This window comes from Pigmentiphaga kullae, assembly GCF_004216695.1.
Lineage (GTDB): Bacteria > Pseudomonadota > Gammaproteobacteria > Burkholderiales > Burkholderiaceae_B > Pigmentiphaga > Pigmentiphaga kullae.
In genome coordinates, this window is the sequence record NZ_SGXC01000002.1 from 60892 (window position 1) to 78898 (window position 18007).

19 protein-coding genes are annotated in these 18007 nt (G+C 68.6%); 9 read left to right on the forward strand and 10 right to left on the reverse strand.

Translation table 11 applies throughout. The features are described from left to right. Positions 1–43: 43 nt before the first annotated feature. Positions 44–1012, reverse strand: coding sequence for a Bug family tripartite tricarboxylate transporter substrate binding protein (locus tag EV675_RS14515; protein WP_165404615.1), 969 nt, complete (start codon positions 1010–1012; stop codon positions 44–46). A 175-nt stretch (positions 1013–1187) separates the two neighbouring features. Between EV675_RS14515 and EV675_RS14520 the strand changes: the two genes are divergently transcribed. The 5 genes from EV675_RS14520 to EV675_RS14540 all read left to right on the forward strand — a co-directional run bounded on the left by EV675_RS14520 (position 1188) and on the right by EV675_RS14540 (position 6772). Continuing rightward, positions 1188–2126 (forward strand): LysR family transcriptional regulator, encoded by a 939-nt coding sequence (locus tag EV675_RS14520; RefSeq protein ID WP_130358076.1) that lies wholly within the window; start codon positions 1188–1190, stop codon positions 2124–2126. A gap of 96 nt (positions 2127–2222) precedes the next feature. Further along, positions 2223–3737 (forward strand): glucose-6-phosphate dehydrogenase, encoded by a 1515-nt coding sequence (gene zwf / locus EV675_RS14525; RefSeq protein ID WP_130358077.1) that lies wholly within the window; start codon positions 2223–2225, stop codon positions 3735–3737. Between the two features lie 38 nt (positions 3738–3775). After that, complete coding sequence (locus tag EV675_RS14530; protein WP_130358078.1) at positions 3776–4564, forward strand: endonuclease/exonuclease/phosphatase family protein; 789 nt, start codon at positions 3776–3778, stop codon at positions 4562–4564. 59 nt (positions 4565–4623) lie between these two features. Next, a complete protein-coding gene (clsB, locus tag EV675_RS14535; RefSeq protein WP_130360095.1) occupies positions 4624–5823 on the forward strand; it encodes a cardiolipin synthase ClsB in 1200 nt (399 codons plus the stop codon). Then, positions 5798–6772, forward strand: coding sequence for a lysylphosphatidylglycerol synthase domain-containing protein (locus EV675_RS14540; protein ID WP_130358079.1), 975 nt, complete (start codon positions 5798–5800; stop codon positions 6770–6772). The genes clsB and EV675_RS14540 overlap by 26 nt, the downstream gene beginning before the upstream one ends. Before the next feature lie 6 nt (positions 6773–6778). Here EV675_RS14540 and EV675_RS14545 read toward each other — a convergent pair whose 3' ends face one another. Both EV675_RS14545 and EV675_RS14550 read right to left on the reverse strand, forming a co-directional pair. After that, positions 6779–7264 carry a MarR family winged helix-turn-helix transcriptional regulator gene (locus EV675_RS14545; protein ID WP_130358080.1) on the reverse strand — a complete coding sequence of 162 codons (486 nt, stop codon included), beginning with the start codon at positions 7262–7264 and terminating at the stop codon, positions 6779–6781. A gap of 141 nt (positions 7265–7405) precedes the next feature. Then, positions 7406–8494 (reverse strand): porin, encoded by a 1089-nt coding sequence (locus EV675_RS14550; RefSeq protein ID WP_130358081.1) that lies wholly within the window; start codon positions 8492–8494, stop codon positions 7406–7408. A gap of 161 nt (positions 8495–8655) precedes the next feature. Here EV675_RS14550 and opgC point away from each other — a divergent pair, with 161 nt between their 5' ends. Further along, positions 8656–9885 (forward strand): OpgC domain-containing protein, encoded by a 1230-nt coding sequence (gene opgC, locus EV675_RS14555; protein WP_242621451.1) that lies wholly within the window; start codon positions 8656–8658, stop codon positions 9883–9885. A 13-nt stretch (positions 9886–9898) separates the two neighbouring features. Here opgC and EV675_RS14560 read toward each other — a convergent pair whose 3' ends face one another. Then, positions 9899–10576: an SGNH/GDSL hydrolase family protein gene (locus EV675_RS14560; protein WP_130358082.1), complete on the reverse strand. Its 678-nt coding sequence runs from the start codon at positions 10574–10576 to the stop codon at positions 9899–9901. Between the two features lie 199 nt (positions 10577–10775). On the opposite strand from EV675_RS14560, the gene EV675_RS14565 reads away from it, so the two are divergent. Continuing rightward, on the forward strand, positions 10776–11081 hold the full coding sequence (locus EV675_RS14565; protein WP_130358083.1) for a hypothetical protein: 306 nt from the start codon (positions 10776–10778) through the stop codon (positions 11079–11081). Positions 11082–11087: 6 nt separating this feature from the next. Here EV675_RS14565 and EV675_RS14570 read toward each other — a convergent pair whose 3' ends face one another. The 3 genes from EV675_RS14570 to dusA all read right to left on the reverse strand — a co-directional run bounded on the left by EV675_RS14570 (position 11088) and on the right by dusA (position 13796). Next, a complete protein-coding gene (locus EV675_RS14570; RefSeq protein ID WP_130358084.1) occupies positions 11088–11954 on the reverse strand; it encodes an SDR family oxidoreductase in 867 nt (288 codons plus the stop codon). A 63-nt stretch (positions 11955–12017) separates the two neighbouring features. Beyond that, positions 12018–12656: a P-loop NTPase family protein gene (locus tag EV675_RS14575; protein ID WP_130358085.1), complete on the reverse strand. Its 639-nt coding sequence runs from the start codon at positions 12654–12656 to the stop codon at positions 12018–12020. A 129-nt stretch (positions 12657–12785) separates the two neighbouring features. Continuing rightward, positions 12786–13796 (reverse strand): tRNA dihydrouridine(20/20a) synthase DusA, encoded by a 1011-nt coding sequence (gene dusA / locus EV675_RS14580; protein ID WP_130358086.1) that lies wholly within the window; start codon positions 13794–13796, stop codon positions 12786–12788. A 75-nt stretch (positions 13797–13871) separates the two neighbouring features. Here dusA and EV675_RS14585 point away from each other — a divergent pair, with 75 nt between their 5' ends. After that, a complete protein-coding gene (locus tag EV675_RS14585; RefSeq protein ID WP_130358087.1) occupies positions 13872–14249 on the forward strand; it encodes a hypothetical protein in 378 nt (125 codons plus the stop codon). A gap of 34 nt (positions 14250–14283) precedes the next feature. On the opposite strand, the gene EV675_RS14590 is transcribed toward EV675_RS14585, so the two are convergent. The 3 genes from EV675_RS14590 to EV675_RS14600 are packed head-to-tail and all read right to left on the reverse strand — an operon-like array spanning position 14284 to position 16967. After that, positions 14284–15291 carry a Bug family tripartite tricarboxylate transporter substrate binding protein gene (locus EV675_RS14590; protein WP_130358088.1) on the reverse strand — a complete coding sequence of 336 codons (1008 nt, stop codon included), beginning with the start codon at positions 15289–15291 and terminating at the stop codon, positions 14284–14286. A gap of 43 nt (positions 15292–15334) precedes the next feature. Further along, on the reverse strand, positions 15335–16129 hold the full coding sequence (locus EV675_RS14595; protein ID WP_130358089.1) for a menaquinone biosynthetic enzyme MqnA/MqnD family protein: 795 nt from the start codon (positions 16127–16129) through the stop codon (positions 15335–15337). Next, positions 16107–16967 (reverse strand): TauD/TfdA dioxygenase family protein, encoded by an 861-nt coding sequence (locus EV675_RS14600; RefSeq protein ID WP_130358090.1) that lies wholly within the window; start codon positions 16965–16967, stop codon positions 16107–16109. The genes EV675_RS14595 and EV675_RS14600 overlap by 23 nt, the downstream gene beginning before the upstream one ends. Positions 16968–17074: 107 nt before the next feature. Between EV675_RS14600 and EV675_RS14605 the strand changes: the two genes are divergently transcribed. After that, positions 17075–18001 carry a LysR family transcriptional regulator gene (locus tag EV675_RS14605; RefSeq protein ID WP_130358091.1) on the forward strand — a complete coding sequence of 309 codons (927 nt, stop codon included), beginning with the start codon at positions 17075–17077 and terminating at the stop codon, positions 17999–18001. Positions 18002–18007 lie beyond the last annotated feature (6 nt).

Genomic DNA, 18007 nt, shown 5'->3' on the forward strand with positions numbered 1-18007 from the left:
GTGCCGCCCCCCTGGGGGGGCGCGCGTCAGCGCGTAGGGGGGGTTACTGTTTTTCTATCTTGGCGGTGTCGATCACCTTGCTCCACTTCGCGATCTCGGCCACCAGGAAGTCCTGGAACTCCTTGGGCGTGTTGGTCTGCGGAATCATGCCGACGTCGACCAGCTTCTTGTTGATGGCCGGATCCTTGACCACTTCGCGCACGGCGGCGTTCAGCTTGTCGACGATGGCGGGCGGCGTGCCGGCGGGCGCGGCGAAGCCGTTCCACGAGACGGCCGTGTAGCCCGGCACGGTCTCGGCGATGGTCGGGGTGTCGGGGAACAGCTGGCCGCGCTTGACCGAGCCCACGCCCAGCACGCGCAGGCTGCCGCCCTTGATGTTGCCGATCACGGCCGGCACGGTCTCGAACATGACCTGCACGCTCTTGCCCTTGACGGCGCTCAGCACCTCGCCGCTGGACTTGAACGGAATGGTGGGCACGTCCAGGCCGGCCATGGAGCGGAACATCTCGGCCGACAGGTGCTGCGTGCTGCCCACGCCGATGGTGCCGAGGTTGAAGTGCTGCGGATCCTTCTTGGCCGCGGCGATGGCGTCGGCAACGGTGTGCAGCGGGCTGTTCTGGTCCACCGCCATGACGATGTCGAACGAACCGACCATCGAGACCATCGCGAGCTGCTTGACCGGATCGTAGGGCAGCGACTTGAACAGCGAGGGGCTGACCGCCTGCTGGTTGCTGACCAGGAAGAGCGTGTGGCCGTCGGGCGTGGCGCGCGTCACGGTGACGGCGCCGGTGATGCCGCCGGCGCTGGGCATGTTCTCGACCACGACCGGCTTGCCGAACTTCTCGGCCAGGCCCTGGGCCACGATGCGGGCGGTGACGTCGGCGACGCCGCCGGGTCCGAAGGGCACGATCAGGCGCAGCGGCTTGGTGGGGAATTCCTGGGCCTGGGCGCCGGCGGCGATCAGGGTGGCGGTGGCGCCGAGACACAGGCGCGCGAGCAGGGTACGGATCATTGTCGTCCTCAAATCGTTGGAGGGGGTGGCGACGGGTCGCCTGCCCGCCTTCTGGTCATGCAGGGCGCCCAAGGACGCCATGCAGTCAGCTTGCCATTTTGACCCGGAAACTCCCATTGGAAACCACAAATCAGAACTAGCTGTTATGCTTAAAAAACATGAATCGGGGCTTTCCATGGACTTGAAACAACTCGAATGCTTCGTGCGAGTCGTCGAGTTCGGCAGCGTTACCCGGGCCGCGATCACCCTCAATCTATCGCAACCCGTGGTCAGCCGCCACGTGCGGCAGCTCGAGGTCGAACTCAAGGAACACCTGCTCGAACGCAATGGCCGCGGCGTCATCCCCACCGATGCCGGCAAGCGGCTGCTGGAGCGTGGGCGCGGCATCCTGCACCAGGTGCGCCTGGCCAGGCAGGAAATCGAGGACCTGCGCGGCTCGCCCGCAGGCAAGGTGGTGGTGGGCATGCCGCCTAGCGTGGGCAAGTCGCTGACGGTGGACCTGGTCAGCGATTTCCGCGCCGGGTTCCCGCGTGCCTCGCTGGGCGTGGTCGAGGCCCTGACGGTCTCCATGTACGAATGGCTGCTGCTGGGGCGCCTGGACTTCGCGCTGCTGTACAACCCGCCCGTCACGCAGCAGGCGGCCTACGAGCACGTCTGGTCCGAAGACCTGTACCTGATCGGCAGCCGGGGGCTGGACGGCAAGCCCATGCCGGCCAGCGTCAAGATGCGCGAGCTGGCGAACTATCCGTTGATCACGCCGGGGCAGCCCAATGCCATCCGCAACCTGCTGGACGTGCAGTGCGCGCGCCTGGGCGTGCCCCTCTCGGTCGCGCTCGAGGTCGATGCCATCGAGTCCCTGCTGGATCTGGTGGACCGGGGCATGGGCTATGCGGTGCTGTCGCGCAATGCCATCTACGGCCGCGCCCATCGTCCCAACCTGCATGCGTCCCGCATCGTCTCGCCATCGCTCACCAGCCAGCTGGTGATCGCGACGGTATCGCAGCGGCCGCTGACGCGCCTGGCCCAGGCCACCATCGACCTGATCCGCAAGCGCATCCAGGGCGGCGTCCTGGCCGGCGACGGGAAGCGCGACGCACCCCGGGGCAGGGCGTGACCAGTTGTGAGCGGGCGGCGTGGCCGTGTTGCGACGCCGCATCGCCGCCGCCATAATCAGGCCATGTCCTGGAGGCGGCAAGCGATGGATTCCCCGATGAACAGGCAGGCGCCCACGGTGGCGCTGCAGCCTGCCCCGCGTTGTACCCTGGTCATCTTCGGCGCGACCGGCGACATGACCGGCCGCCTGCTGATCCCGGCGCTGTACAACCTGGCGCGTTTCAATCTGCTGAACGCCGACTTCCGCGTCATCGGCGTCGGCCATCGCAAGCTGGACGACGACGAGTTCCGGGGCGGGCTGAAGCATTCGATGGAACAGGTCGTCGCCTCGCGGGGTGGGCCGGCCGCCGGCTTCGATGCCCAGGCCTGGGACTGGCTGATGGGCCGCACGTCCTTCCTGATGGGAGATTTCGAGGGCGAGCAGACCTATGCCCAGCTCGCCACGATGCTGGCGCCCGAGCCGGGCGGCGTCATCTTCTATTTCGCCACCGCTCCCACGTTCTTCCAGTCCATCGCGCGCCACCTGCACGATGCGGGGCTGCTGAAGCAGGGCCACGGCCGCTGGCGCCGCGTGGTGATCGAGAAGCCGTTCGGCCGCGACCTGCCTTCCGCGCGCGAGCTGAACAAGCAGCTGACGCGGGTCGTGCACGAGAACCAGATCTTCCGCATCGACCATTTCCTGGGCAAGGAAACGGTGCAGAACATCCTGGTGTCCCGCTTCGCCAACAGCGTGTTCGAAAGCAACTGGAACCGGCTGTACATCGACCACGTCCAGATCACGGCGGCCGAGGCGATCGGCGTGGAGCGCCGCTCGCAGTTCTACGAGCAGACCGGGGCGCTGCGCGACATGGTGCCCAACCACCTGTTCCAGCTGTTGGCCATGGTGGCGATGGAGCCGCCCAATTCCTTCGATGCCGATGCCGTGCGCACCGAGAAGGAAAAGCTGCTGGACGCCATCCGCATCCAGACGCCGGACGAGGCGCTGCAGAACAGCGTGCGCGGCCAGTACCGAGCAGGTGTGGTCGGCGGCCAGTCCATGCGCGGCTATCGCGAGGAGGAGGGCGTGGCGCCGGACAGCCGGACCGAGACCTACGTGGCGCTGAAGCTGGGCATCGACAACTGGCGCTGGGGCGGCGTGCCGTTCTACCTGCGCACCGGCAAGGCGCTGGCGCGGCGCCAGACGCAGATCGTCATTGCCTTCAAGGATGCCGGCCATGCACTGTTCCGCCAGAGCGCGCAGGAAAAGCCGCCATCCAATTCGCTGGTGTTGCAGATCCAGCCCGACGAGGGGCTGTTCTTCCACATGAAGGCCAAGGTGCCGGGCTCGAAGATCCGCATCGCGCCGGTCAGCATGGATTTCCGCTACGCGGACCATTTCATGACCGGCCACAGTTCGGGCTACGAAACCCTGATCTACGACTGCATGGTGGGCGACGCGACGCTGTTCCAGCGGGCGGCCGACATCGAGCTGGGCTGGGAGGCGGTGATGCCGTTCCTGCAAGCCTGGGAAGACGGCGGCGAGATCCATCCCTACCGCGCCGGCAGCCAGGGGCCGGTGCAGGCGGACGTGCTGCTGGCCCGCGACGGGCGCCAGTGGCTGCCGCTGGAATAGGGGCTGGACCGGGAACGCTTCTTGCGGCGCGGGGCCGCATGAACACCGAGATCGATGGCAAGAGGCAAGGCGGCCCGGGCGGGCTGACGTTCCGCGTCCTGACCGTGAATGTCCACAAGGGATTCAATTTTTTCAATCGCCGCTTCATCCTGCATGACCTGCGGGAGGCGGTGCGCAGCGTGGCGGCCGACATGGTGTTCCTGCAGGAAGTGCTGGGCACGCATGCCAGGCATTCGCTGCGGTTCGCCGACTGGCCCGCGACGCCGCAGTACGAGTTCCTGGCAGATACCATCTGGACGGACTTCGCCTACGGGCGCAACGCGGTCTATCCGGACGGCCACCACGGCAACGCGGTGCTGTCCAAGTTTCCCATCGTGCGCTACGAGAACCGCGACGTTTCCATCGGCGGGCCGGAGCGGCGCGGCCTGTTGCATTGCGTGGTCCGGGCGCCGGGAACTGGCGGCGACATCCATGCGATATGCGTGCACCTGGGATTGCAGGAGCGCCATCGCGTGCGCCAACTGCAACTGCTGTGCCACCTGGTGGAGAAGGAGATTCCCGCCGATGCGCCGCTGGTGGTGGCCGGCGATTTCAACGACTGGCGCCGGCGTGCCGGCCGGGTCCTGGACGGCTGCGCCGGGTTGCGTGAAGTGCATGCCCATGCTAACGGACGGCTGGTCCGCACTTTCCCCGCGTGGTGTCCGGTCCTGCCGCTCGATCGCATCTATGTGCGCGGCGCGCGCGACCACTGGCCCATGCGCCTGGGACGCCGGCCCTGGACGTCGTTGTCGGACCATGCGCCGCTGGCGGCGGAGATCGCGCTGTGAGCGGGCCGTCCCGAGGCAGCGGCGGCCGCCCGCGCCGGCCCCCGGCCAGTTCGCAATGGATGTCCGGCAACGCGGTGTCGCTGCTGGAGAACGGCGAAGCCTTCTTTCCCCGCGTGTTCGAGGTGATCCGGCGGGCCCGCCGCGAAGTGCTGCTCGAGACTTTCATCCTGTTCGAGGACAAGGTCGGGACCGCGTTGCGCGACGTATTGCTGGAGGCCGCCCGGCGCGGCGTCTTCGTGTCGGTGCTGGTGGATGGCTACGGTTCGGTGGACCTGTCGGAAGCGTTCCTGGCGGACCTGATCGCCGCTGGCGTGCAAGTCCGGGTATTCGATCCGCGTCCCAAGCTGCTGGGCATGCGCACCAACGTTTTCCGGCGCATGCATCGCAAGCTGCTGATCGTCGACGGCGAGACGGCCTTCGTCGGCGGCATCAATTTCTCGGCCGATCATCTCGCGGATTTCGGCCCGGGCGCCAAGCAGGACTATGCCATCGAAGTGCGCGGCCCCATCGTCGCGCGCCTGCGCACGTTCGTTCGCACGGGAGAGCTCAGGCGCAGCCAGCCGGGAGGCCGGCCGGAGGCGGATGCCGAGCGCGTGGGCGACGCGGACTGCCTGTTCGTGGTGCGCGACAACGACTCGCACCGGACGGACATCGAGCAGCACTACCGCATCGCCATCCGCGCCGCCCGCCATGACTTGACCATCGCCAACGCGTATTTCTTTCCCGGCTACCGCGTGTTGCGCGACCTGCGCCATGCCGCGCGCCGCGGGGTGCGCGTGCGGCTGATCCTGCAGGGGGAGCCCGACATGCCCATCGTCAAGGTGGGGGCACGCATGCTGCACGACTATCTGCTGGATGCCGGCGTGCGGATCTACGAGTATTGCGAGCGGCCGCTGCATGGCAAGGTGGCCGTGGCCGACGACGACTGGTCCACGGTGGGATCGAGCAATCTCGACCCGCTCAGCCTGTCGCTGAACCTGGAGGCCAACCTCGTCATCCGCGATCAGCGGTTCAACCAGGCGTTGCGCGAGCGGCTGGACACGCTGGTCGGCAGGTACTGCCGCGAGGTGACGGCCGTTGCATCGCACCGGCGGCCGATATGGCGCGCGGCGGCCTCGTTCGTGGCCTTCCATTTCCTGCGGCGCTTCCCCGCCTGGGCGGGCTGGCTGCCTGCGCACACCCCCAGACTGGAGAAGGTCGAGGCGCCCCGGCGGCGCCCGGCCGAATCCCCCGATGCCCACACTCGCCAAACCGGATAGGCGCCGCGCGTCCTCGACCGCCCGGGGCCGCCGCCGTTCATGGTGGTGGTGGGGCCGGCACGCGCTCACGCTGGTCTTCATCGCCGTGGTGGCGCTGCTGCTGGCCGAGCAGGTCAGCAAGATCGATTGGGGCAAGGTCCTGCAATCGCTGCGGGGATACACGGCCTGGACCCTGGGCGCGGCGGCGGGCCTGACCGTGCTCAGCCATCTCTTGTTCGGCGGCTTCGACCAGCTCGGCAGACGCTACGTGGGCCACGCGCTGCGCCCGGCGCAGGTCGCGGTGGTGGCGGGCATCTGCTATGCGTTCACGCTGAACATGGGGGCCCTGGTCGGCGGCGTCGCCTTTCGCTACCGGCTGTATTCCCGGCTGGGGCTGGCGGCGCCGGACATCACCAAGGTCTACGCGCTGAGCGTGCTGAGCAACTGGCTGGGCTATCTGATACTGCTGGGAGCGCTGCTGCTCGCGGGCGCGGTGCGCGTGCCGCCGGGATGGGGAATACCGGCCGGCTTCCTGCCCGTGCTGGGCGTGGCGTGCTGGGCGCTGGTGGCGGGGTACGGGGCGATGTGCGCGGGGGTGGGACGCCGCCGCTTCGTGCTGAAGGGCGTGTCCATCGAGTGGCCGGGATGGCGGATGGCGCTGGTGCAGGGCGCGATGTCGATCGCCAACTGGCTGGTCATGGGGCTGATCGTCCATCTGTTCATGGGAGGGCGGGTGGACTATGCCGCCGTCCTGGGCGTGATGCTGCTGAGCGCGGTGGCCGGGGCGCTGACGCACGTGCCGGCGGGGCTGGGTGTGCTCGAGGCCGTGTTCCTGACGATGCTGGCGGGCCGACTGCCCGCCTATGAGATCCTGGCCGCGCTGCTGGCCTATCGCGCGATCTACTACCTGTGTCCGCTGGTGCCGGCGGTGGCGGCGTACGCCGTGCTCGAGGCCCGGGCGCGCCGTTAGCGCACGCTAGGCGCGCGCGCCCCGCACGATCTTGGCCAGCAGTTCGCCCAGGATCTGCCGTTCTCCCTGGGACAGCGGCGCGAGGATGTCTTCCTCCATGCCGTGCGACAGGCGCTCGGCCTCGAGCGCGAGCCGGCGGCCCTCGGCGGTCAGCACCACGTGGTGGGCGCGCCTGTCGGTGTCGCTGCGCTCGCGCGACAGCAGCCCGCGCTCCTGCAGGCGGTCCAGGACCAGCGCTAGGCGCGGCGCGGACAGCGACAGGCTGCGGCACAGGTTCTGCTGGTTGGCCTTGTCGTTGTAGGCCAGCAGCACCAGGATGGCGAACTCCACGGGCCGCAGGTCCAGGTCCTTCATGCTCGAGAAGAAGGCCTTCTGCAGCTTGACGTGCGCGAGCGAGGTCTGGAAGCCCAGCAGGTGGGAAAGGCGGGAGTGGTCCAGTTCGGATTTGGCCGGTCGCGGCGAGGAGGTGGTGCGCGGCGGGGTCTTGGGCATGTGGTGGCGGGTGCGAGTCGATGCGTGGGCGCTTAGGCGTTTTTCTCGAGGCGGCCCAGTGACAAAAAAAGGGCCGCCGCGAGGGCGGCCCAGTCCAGTGCCACAACATACCACGCGGGGCGGCCGTGCGCCGCCCGGACTTCAGAAGCTGTGCCGCATGCCCAGCATCACGCCGGTCTGGTTCAGGCCGTTGGGAAGACCAGCCAAGGCCTGGCCGCCGCTGACCGAGAGGTTGGCGTTTTTGTTGTTGTCCATGTAGCCCACCAGGCCGTAGACCGCCGTGCGCTTGGAGAGCGAATAGGTCGCGCGCACCGTGGCCAGCGTGGAGCGGGCATCGGTGGTCTTGTTCTTCAGGTGCGCCACCTGGCCGTCCAGGGTCCAGGCCGGCGACAGCGCGTACGAGGCGCCCAGGTAGTACAGATTGGCTTCCGAGCGGGTGGCCGCGCGCGTGATGCGGCCGATCCAGCCGCCGCCTATCTTCAGGTCGCCGAAGCGGTAGTAGCCGTTGAGCACGGTACGCGTGTCGGAGGTGTCGCTGCTGGACAGGCCGCCGGCGGCGCCGGTGCCGCCGCGCAGTTGGTCGTAGGCGGCGGCGACGCCGCCCGGGCCCAGGTCGTACTTGAGCAGCGCGGTGACCTGGCGGCAGGCCTTGCGGTCGCCCGGGACTTCGCCCGCGCAATTGGTGGCGGCCGGGCCGCCGCTGGCCGCGACATCCCGGCCGAAGCTGTAGGTGGCGCCCACAGTCAGGCCCGAGAAGGTGCCGCGATAGCCGATGGCGTTGTCCGAACGCGTATTGGGGATGTAGTTGTCCAGCGATCCCAGGCCGTACACCGCCGGCCCCATGACGTCGGAGTCGAGCAGGGCGAAGAACGTCATGTTGGACTGGCGGCCCAGCGTGACCGTGCCCCAGTTGCCCGACAACCCGACCCATGCCGCGCGGCCGAACAGGCGTCCGCCCTGGCCCGACACGCCGGTATCCACGCCGAAGCCGCTTTCCAGGGTGAAGAGCGCCTTCAGGCCGTTGCCCAGGTCTTCCGTGCCGCGCAGGCCCCAGCGCGAGGGCATGAGCCCGCCGGTGTTGCTGGGCATGCGCCAGGTCGCGTCGCCTTGCGCGTTGGCGTGGTTCACGTATTCGATGCCCGTATCGAGTATGCCGTACAGCGTCACGTTCTGGGCGTGTGCGCCGGTGGCGGCCAGCGCGAGGGCGCTGGCCAGCAGGATGCGTTTCATGTGTCTCCGTCCCCTGGTTCTGGGTTGATTTGTTTAACAATGATAAATATTAATTTTGTTAAGTAATTAGGGGCTTACCCGTATCGGATTGCAACAAGCACGAATTGTTCGCATTCCACGCTGTCCATGCAGACTCCCCCTACATTGCGCCCGCCACGCCCGTGTCCACCACTTCCCCCTACGCTTGCGCCCCGCCGCCCGCCTCGTCCCGCCGCTGGGAACTGGACGCGCTGCGCGGACTGATGCTGGTGCTGATGACGTCCACGCATCTGCCGACCTGGTTCTCGATACCGGCGGGCCAGCCTTTCGGCTTCGTCTCGGCGGCGGAAGGCTTCGTCTTCCTGTCGGCCTACATGGCGGGGCTGGTGTACACCCAGCGCGCCGTGCGCGACGGCATTCCCGCGATGCGCCGCGCGTTCCTGCGGCGCGCCCTGGTCATCTATGCCTGCCAGGCGGCGTGCCTGCTCTTCCTGTTCACGGTCATCGCCGCGCTGGGCATGAAATTCCACCAGCCCGCCGCGAACAACCTCATGTCGTTCTACCTGCATGCGCCGCTGACCGGCCTGTGGACCGGGCTGCTGATGATCTACAACCCGCCGCTGCTGGACATCCTGCCGGTCTACATCGTGTTCATGCTGGCAAGCCCGTGGATCCTCAGCCATGTCCTGCAGGGAGGATGGAAAACGGTGATGGGGGCGAGCATCGCGTTGTGGGGCGCGGCCCAGTTCGGCTTGTCGCGCGCGCTGTACGACGGCCTGGTGGCGATGACCGGGCTGCCGGTGCCGTTCCGCGAGACCGGATCGTTCGAGACTTTCGCCTGGCAATTGCTGTGGGTGCTCGGCCTGTGCCTGGGCGCCTATCACGCGCGGGTGCCGTCCGAGCGCCGCTTCGTGTTCCGTCCGTGGCTGGTCAGGGCAGCGGTGGGCGTCGTCATCCTTTTCTTCGTCTGGCGCCACCTGACCGGGTTGGAACCCTTTCCCCAGGGCGATCCGCTCAACCTGTGGTTCGACAAGTGGCACGTGGGGCCGCTGCGGCTGCTGGACTTCCTGGCGCTGGTCGTGGTGCTGCTGCACGGCGGCGGCTGGCTGACCCGTCATCTACCGCGCATGCGGCTGCTGGAAACGCTGGGCGCCGCGTCGCTGCCGGTCTTCTGCGCCCATCTGGTCATCGTGCTGGTCGCGCTGGCCGTGGTGGGCGAAAGCCATCCGGGCAGGCCGCTCTGGTTCGATCCGCTGATGTTCGGGCTGAGCATCGCCGCGATGTATGTCGTGGCCAGGCTGGTGCGCATGTTCGGTTCCGGGCCGGGAGCCGGCAGGGGCCGGCGGGCGGACGCGGCCGCTCGCGCCGGCGGGACCGGGGCGACGCTGAGCGTGGGGACGGGGCCGGGCTAGGGGGAAAGCGGAGCTAGCGTACGTGGCGCGAAATGACCGACGTCCAGAGCGCGTAGCCGGCGTCGTTCAGGTGCAGCGCATCGCTGCGGAACAGCTCGGCACGGGGCATGCCGTCGGCCGTCAGCATGGGAGTGAAGACGTCGATGTAGTCGGCGTTGGGCACGCTTTCCGTGTAGGCCTGGATCAACGCGTTGGTGGCGCGGGCCTGCGGGATCAGCGAATAGCGCGCCGGGCTCGGCTTGATCGAGATGTAGGCGATCCGTGTTTCAGGCAGCGCCTGGCGGACGCCTTCGACGAACACCGTGAAGCTGTCCAGGATTTCGCGCGGCGAGCGGCCCTCGGCCAGGTCGTTGTCGCCGGCGTAGACGAGGACGATGCGGGGCTGGTAGGGAACGACCAGCCGGGTCAGGTGGCGCGCGCAGTCGATCATGCGCGAGCCGCCGAAGCCGCGTTTGAGGACGGGCAGGTCCTTGAACCGGGTTTCGAGGTCGTTCCACAGGCGTATGGATGAACTGCCTATGAACAGGATGCCGCCGGGAGCCGGCGCATGCAGGCGGTCGGCCTGGTCGAACGCGGCGAAGCTGGCCGCCCATTGCGTGTCGGCGACGGCCGGCGCGCTGCCTGCCGGGTCGGCCGCGCAGGCGTTGCCCGCCGCGAGCAGCAGGGCGAGAACGGCGTGGCGGGACCTCATGGGGCGTGCGGAAACAGCGCGGCGACGAAACATCCATCATACCGGCAGCCGCATGCGGCCAGCCGCGAAATTGTTGCCGTGTGGCGCCGACCGCCACAAGCCTGGCACGAATGTAAACTTTTGCTAGCGCCGCGGACCTCTTCGTAAATCCTGCACTCCAATGGACTAGGATCAAGAGACGGACTCCTGGAGGCCAGTCATGAACCAAGTCGTCGAACACGCCGCCGTTCAATACTTCCTGAAATCCCGCGTGCACGATCTGCCGGAGGGACAGTTCCGAGGCTATGTCGAGGTCAAGGCCCGCTCCGGCAAGGACATGCTGGACAGCCGGCTGAAGTATTGCCCGCTGATACGCGGCACCTGGAACGAGGCCATCGAGGATGCCGAGCGCCTGGCGCAAGGCATGCGCGCCGCCGATTACCAGGACGGGGAATGCTTCGTCTTTTCCACGCGCGGCGCCAGCAGTTTCGATGCGCTGATGAACATGTTCGGCAGCGCGCGCTGATCCGGCCTAGCCGTTGATGATTTCCCCGCCGTTGGGGTGCAGGACCTGCCCGGTCATGTAGCTGGCGTCGTCCGACGCCAGGAAGACGTAGCAGGGGGCCACTTCCTCCGGCTGGCCGGGACGCTTCATGGGCACCTGCGACCCGAAGGTCGAGACCTCCTCGGCGCTGAACGAAGCGGGAATCAGGGGCGTCCAGATGGGCCCCGGCGCCACCGCGTTGACGCGTATGCCGCGCTCGACCACCGCCGACGACAGCGACCGCGTGAAGGCGACGATCGCCCCCTTGGTGGCGGCGTAGTCGATCAGATGCGAGCTGCCGCGATAGGCGGTGACCGACGTGGTGTTGACGATGGCGCCGCCGGACGCCATGTGCGGCAGGGCTTCCCGGCTCAGGTTGAACATGCCGAAGAAGTTCGTGCGGAAGGTCCGCTCCAGCTGGGCGCTGTCGATGTCCTCCAGCGCCTGGCGCGGATGCTGCTCGCCGGCGTTGTTGACGAGGACGTCGATACGGCCGAACTCTTCCATGGCGCGCCGCACGACTTCGCGGCAGTGCGATTCGCTGCCGAGATCCCCGGCCATGCCCACGCAGCGTCGGCCCGCCTGGGTTACCAGCCGCCGGGTCTCCTCGGCGTCGGCGGTCTCGTCCAGGTAGGTGAACAGGATGTCCGCGCCTTCCTTGGCGAAGGCCACCGCCACCGCGCGGCCGATGCCGCTGTCCCCGCCGGTGACGATGGCGCAGCGCCCCTCCAGCTTGCCCGCGGCCCGGTAGTCCGGGCCCGTCGACCGGGGTTCAGGGTGCATGTCGCCCTGCATGCCGGGTTGCCGGGGTTGTTGCTGCGGGGGCAGGGTCTGCGGGTTGGATTTGCCTGGCATCGTCGTTCTCCCATGAAAGAAAAGAAGCGGAGCGACGATTCCAGCAACTTGCGTGCCGCGGCCCTAGCGTGGCGCCGCGAATGCCTCGGGGCTTTCGTACTGCACGTCCAGCAGTTCGAATACCTGCATGGCCAGCGCCACGCAGGCGTTGGTGAGCTGCCAGGGAAGCGCGGCGGGGATGCGGTCCTGCAACAGCAGCTTGGTCGCCGCGAGGTGGGGAATGGGATCCAGCAGGCGATGGCCGAAGGCGCCGAGCAGCTCGTCCGTGGAGGCCTGCGCCAGGCGCCGGGCCGGTTCGTCCGCCGGCCATTGCGAGGGCAGCCCCCAGGCGCGCGGCATCCATTCCAGGTCGCGCAGTACCGTGCGCATGTCTTCGTGCGAATCGCGGAAGGGCAGCAGGACCAGATCCGCCAGGTTGGCGAGATGGCTGTCGGTATCCGAGCGGTTGCCGCCGCCGTCGATGACGCCGAACCAGTCGCCGACGTCGTTCAGCGTGGCGACGACCTTGGCCAGATTGCCGGCCTCGCGGGCGTCGAAAGGCAGGTAGAGGCGGTGTTCCTTGGAAAGGCGTTCACGCTCGAGGTCGGTCAGCACGCACACCACGCGTTTGCCCAGCAGCGCCATGCCATGCGAGATCATGTGCGACAACGTGGTCTTGCCGGTACCTCCCTTGTTTCCCAGCACGCATACGATCTGGGCCATGACCTCCCCTGGGCGGGCACGGGCGCAGGCCGTGCCTGGCCGCCAGTATGGCCGGTGCGCGGCCGTGCCGAAAGCGTAAATAGCGGGAGATAGACCCGGTTGTTCGGCGCCGGGGGCCGCGCCGCGGGCTCAGGCGGCGCGGCGCTCCGCCGCGTTGGCCACGACCTGCCAGGCGGCGTCGATCAGGGCGGGATCGTTGGCGGCCAGCAGGCGGTTGTCGGACAGCATCTGGCGCCAGCGGCGGGCGCCGCCCTGCGTGTTGAACAGGCCCAGCATGTGGCGGACCACCGAGCGCAGCGGCACGCCGCGGGCCACCTGGCCGCCGGCGTAGTCCATCATGGCCCGCACCACGGCTTCGTCGTCGGGAATGGGCGCGTGCGGCCACAGCAGGCGGGACAGCTCGGACAGCACGCGGGGCCGGTGATAGGCCTCGCGCCCGAGCATGACGCCGTCCAGTTCGCCGCCGCCGTGGCCGATGTGCGCCAGCGCGGCCGGCCCGGTCAGCCCGCCGTTGAGCACGATCAGGGCGTGAGGGAAGTCGCGCTTGAGCTGGCGCGCCACGTCGTAGCGCAGCGGCGGGATCTCGCGGTTTTCCTTGGGCGACAGGCCCTTGAGCACGGCGTTGCGGGCATGGACGATGAAGACCTCGCAACCCGCTTCGTGCACGGTGCCGACGAAGTCGCGCACGAACCCATAGGAATCGTCGTAGTCCAGGCCGATGCGGTGCTTGACCGTGACCGGGATGCCGACCGCGTCGCGCATGGCCTTCACGCAATCGGCCACCAGCTCCGGCGTGGACATCAGGCAGGCGCCGAACGCGCCTTTCTGCACCCGGTCCGACGGGCAGCCGCAGTTCAGGTTGATTTCGTCGTAGCCCCAGTCCTGGCCGGCGCGGGCCGCGCGCGCCAGGGCCTCCGGTTCGTTGCCGCCCAGTTGCAGCGCGACCGGGTGCTCGGCGCGGTCGAAATCGAGGTGCCGGGCGGCGTCGCCGTAGATGATCGCGCCGGTGGCGATCATTTCGGTGTACAGGCGGGCATGCGGGGACAGCAGCCGATGGAAGTAGCGGCAGTGGCGGTCGGTCCAGTCGATCATGGGGGCGACACACAGCTCCCAGCCGCCAAGTCGTTGATTTGAAAGCATAATGCCGCAATCATAACCCGCCGTGCGGCTTAACCGATATCATTGCCGTCACGTTTAGACCCGGAGATCTCCTTCATGCGCACGCAATTCCTCGCCGCCACGCTGATGCTGGCCGCCTCGCTGGGCACGGCCCATGCCGCCAATCTCAGCTTTCTGAACGAGTCCATCCTGCTGCGTATACCCAAGGCCCAGGTCTCCGAGTTCTCGACCGAGGTCGGACGCGTGCTGAACGACGTGGCCGACGGCCAGCAATCCAGCTGGGCCAGCAAGCCCGTGCGGGCGCGCCAGGTGCCGGTCAACGTCACGTTCGCACCCAGGAACACCACGCGTACCAGCAAGGGCCAGACCTGCCGCTTCCTGGCGGCCGACGTGGCCCAGGGCACGGCGAAAGAGAACTGGGGATTCTGGTTCTGCAAGCAGGAGAACGGCGCCTGGCGCGCCAGCGCGAGGTAAGCCGGCACGCGCATGCCGCGGCGCCCGCGCGCCGCTATTCCAGCTTGAGCCCCAGCCGCTTGATCACCTCGCCCCAGCGGCGCGTGTCGGTTTCGATGCGTGCCGCCATCTCGGCCGGCGAGCCGCCCGTGGCGTCCCAGCCCTGCGCCGCCAGCCTGGCCCGCACCGGGGCCGACCGCAGGATGGCGTTGATCTCTTTCGCCAGCATGGCCGCCACCGGCGCCGGCGTGGCGCGCGGCGCGTAGGCGCCTATCCACAGCTCCGCGGCAAAGCCCGGCAGGCCCGCGGCCTGGGCGACGGTCGGCACCCCCGGCGCCAGCGGCGAAGGCTGCGCCGACGTGACGCCCAGCACGCGCACCTTGCCCGCCTTGGCCTGTTCGATGGCCCCCGAGGGCGCCATGAACCCCGCCTGGATCTGCCCGCTCATCACGGCCATGGTGACCTGGGGGAAGCCCTGGTAGGGGACGTGCATCATCCGGATGCCCGCTTCCTGCGCGAACAGCTCGCCCGTCAGGTGCGAACCCGAACCCACACCCACCGACCCGTACGAGATTTCCTTGTGATGGGCGCGTGCGTCGTCCACCAGCTCGCGCAGCGTGGCATAGGGCAGCTTGGGGTCGATGACCAGGATCTGCGGGCTGACCGCGGCCAGGGACAACGGCTGCAGGTCCCGGGCGACGTCGTAGGGCAGGTTGGGATAGAGCAGGGCGGAGGTGGTCAGCGGACCGTGCGCGGTCACGCCGAAGGTATGGCCGTCGGTGGCGCGCGCCACCAGGTCGACGCCTATGTTGCCGGCGGCGCCGGGCTTGTTCTCGACGATGACCGGCTTGCCCAGCTTCTGCGACAGCGGCTCGGCGATCAGCCGGGCCACCGTGTCGGGCGAGGTGCCGGCGGGAAAGCCCACGACGAGCTTGACCGGCTGGGTGGGCCAGGGGGCGTCGGCGCCGCGCGCCATTCCCGTGGCGAGCAGAGTGCCCGACAGGACGGCGAAGGCGAACAGCGTGCGCCGACGCGGCGCGGAACGTAGCGAAAGGCAGGGCATGGATGTCTCCTGTTCTTGGATGGATGAAGGACGGGCGGGGACGTCAGGTTTGCAGGGCCACGGCGGTGGGCAGGATCTGGGCCATGCGGCGTATGCCCGCTTCGGCGGCCTCGCCCAGTTCGAACTCGAAATTGCCGAGCAGCGCGCGCAGCGCCGCGGGTGCCGAGGCCAGGCCGTGGCGCGCGCAGTGGCGTTCGATGGCCTGGTCCGGCTGGCCGGCGTACCGGGACAAGGAGGCCGCCAGGCCGGCGCGCAGCGGTTCCAGCGCGTCGTCCGCCAGGTCCCGGCGGCGGACCCACACCGCCGAGACCACCGGGGTGCCTTGCCACTCCCACCATTCCCGCCCCAGGTCGTGGACGTGCGGGAAACGCCCCCGCGCCGCTTCCTCGACCGCCTGGTCCTGGATCAGCAACCGCGGCATGGAGGGGTCGGCGGGCTGGCCGCGCCGCCAGCGGCCGATGCGCAGCCCGTACTTTTCGGTCAGGATGGCATGCAGCACCCGCAGCGACGTGGCGGTCTCGTCGCAGATCGCGATGTCCGCGCCGTCCAGTTCATGGATGGGGCGCGGCGAGAACAGCAGCACGCTGCCCGCGCGCTGGCGGTAGGCCAGGCCCAGCCCGCCCAGGCGCGGCCACTGGTCGCCGCGCGCCAGCCAGTCCACGGTGGCCATGGGCGTGGCGTCCAGCAGGCCGGCATCCGCCATGGCCAGGACCGTGCTGGACACGCAGGGCACGCGCCGCACGGGCCAGTCCTCGCTGTCGACGTAGAACGGAATCCAGGGCACCGACTGGAAATGCCCGACGCGCAGGCCGGCCTCACGCATAGTGGACGTAGGCATAGCCGCGATGCATCAGCCGCTGGCCGCCCTGGTAGTCCGCGGGCGAGGCCGAGTGCAGCGAGGCGCGGTTGTCCCAGAAGACCAGGTCGCCGACCTGCCATTTGTGGCGGTAGACCGCCTCGGGGCGGGTCGCGTGGGCGACCAGTTCCGCGGACAGCCGCTGCGCTTGCTCGTCGGAATAGCCGCTGATGCCCCGGACCAGGGTCGGGCTGATGAAATACAGCGGGCGGCCGGTTACCGGATGGCGCTGCACCAGTTCGTGTTCCCGGTCCGGCCACTTGGCGCGGTCGGCTTCCGACAGGGGCTGGGCCGAGCCGGGGTTGCGGGCCAAGAGGTAGTCGTTGTGCTGGTTGAAGTTGTGGACCACGGTCCTGCCGTCGATGCGGGCCTTCAGGTCCGCCGGCAGCGTTTCGTAGGCCCTGCCCATGCTGGCGAACAGCGTGTCGCCCCCGACTTGCGGCGTCATCACGCAGTACAGCATCGTGACCCCGTCGACGTGCTGGTCGCTGGCCGTGTCGCTGTGCCACAGGTTGCCGTAGCGGTCCAGGAAGGCCGACGGCGTACCGTCGGGATGCCGGGTGTTGCCCACGCGGCCGATCTCGGGCGTGCCCGGCACGTGGAACTCCTTGCGCTGCGAGATCTTGGGCGTGCCGAAGCGGCGCAGCAGCCCGGCCTGCGCGGGCGCGGCCAGCGATTGCCCGCGCACGACGACGACGGAATGGCGGTGATAGGCGTCCAGCAGCGACTGGAACTGCTCGTCGTCCAGGGGGTGGCTGAGGTCGCAACCCAGGACTTCCACCCCCACGTCGGGGTGGAGGGGGCGCAAGGCAAGCGGCATGGCGGGGTCTCCGGAAAAGTTCTTGACGTGCCGCCACCTTAATCCTCATTCTATTTCTATAGAATCCACCAAAAAGCGCGATCATTATTCGCGAAAACAGAGAGGTCATGGACACCATCGTCAATTTCCGGACCTTCATCGCCGTGGCGCAGGCCGGCAGCTTCTCCAAGGCGGCGCGCCAACTGGGCATCGCCGCGTCCGTGGTGACCAAGCGCATCGACCAGCTCGAATGGCGCGCCCGAACCCGGTTGTTCGAGCGCAGCACCCGCCGCCTGGCCCTGACCGACGAAGGCCAGCGCCTGTTGCCGGTGGCGCGGCGCATCGTCCACGACGTCGAGGACGCGTTCGGCAGCGCGCTGGGCCACGCGCACGAACTGGAGGGGCACCTGCGCATCAAGGTGCCGACTTCGCTGACCGCCACGTGCCTGGGCGATGCGCTGGGGCGTTTCCTGGAGGTCCATCCCAAGCTCAGCATGGACGTGGTGGTGATCGACCGGCCCGTGAACCCCATCCAGGAAGGCTTCGACATCGTGGTCGGCATGCTGCCGGCCTCGTACGACGGCGTGCTCGAGGCCGGGCTGTGCCCGCTGCCGCGCATGGCGGTGGCGGCGCCGTCCTATCTGGCCGCGCGCGGCCGTCCCGCGCATCCCACGGATCTGGCGAGGCACGCGCTGTTGAATTTCCAGCCCACGGGGCCGGTCTGGACTTTCCAGGGGCCGAACGGGCCGATCGCGGTCGAGGTGACGCCGCGCCTGAGCACCAACGACGGACACGTGCTGCTCAATTCGGTGCTGCGGGGCAATGGCATCACGATCCTGTCGGCCTATATCGTCGACGGCGCGCTGGGCCGGGGCGAACTGGTCCGGGTGCTGGAGGACTTCGCCATCCCCGAATACTGGATACGGGCCCTGGTACCCCACAGCCGGGCCCACCTGGGCCGGGTACAGGCCCTGCTGTCCTGGCTCAGGAATGAATTCACGCCGCTGCCGCCCTGGGCGCGGCACGAAAGTTGCGGCTTGCCGGCCTCCTCGTGAAGGAGT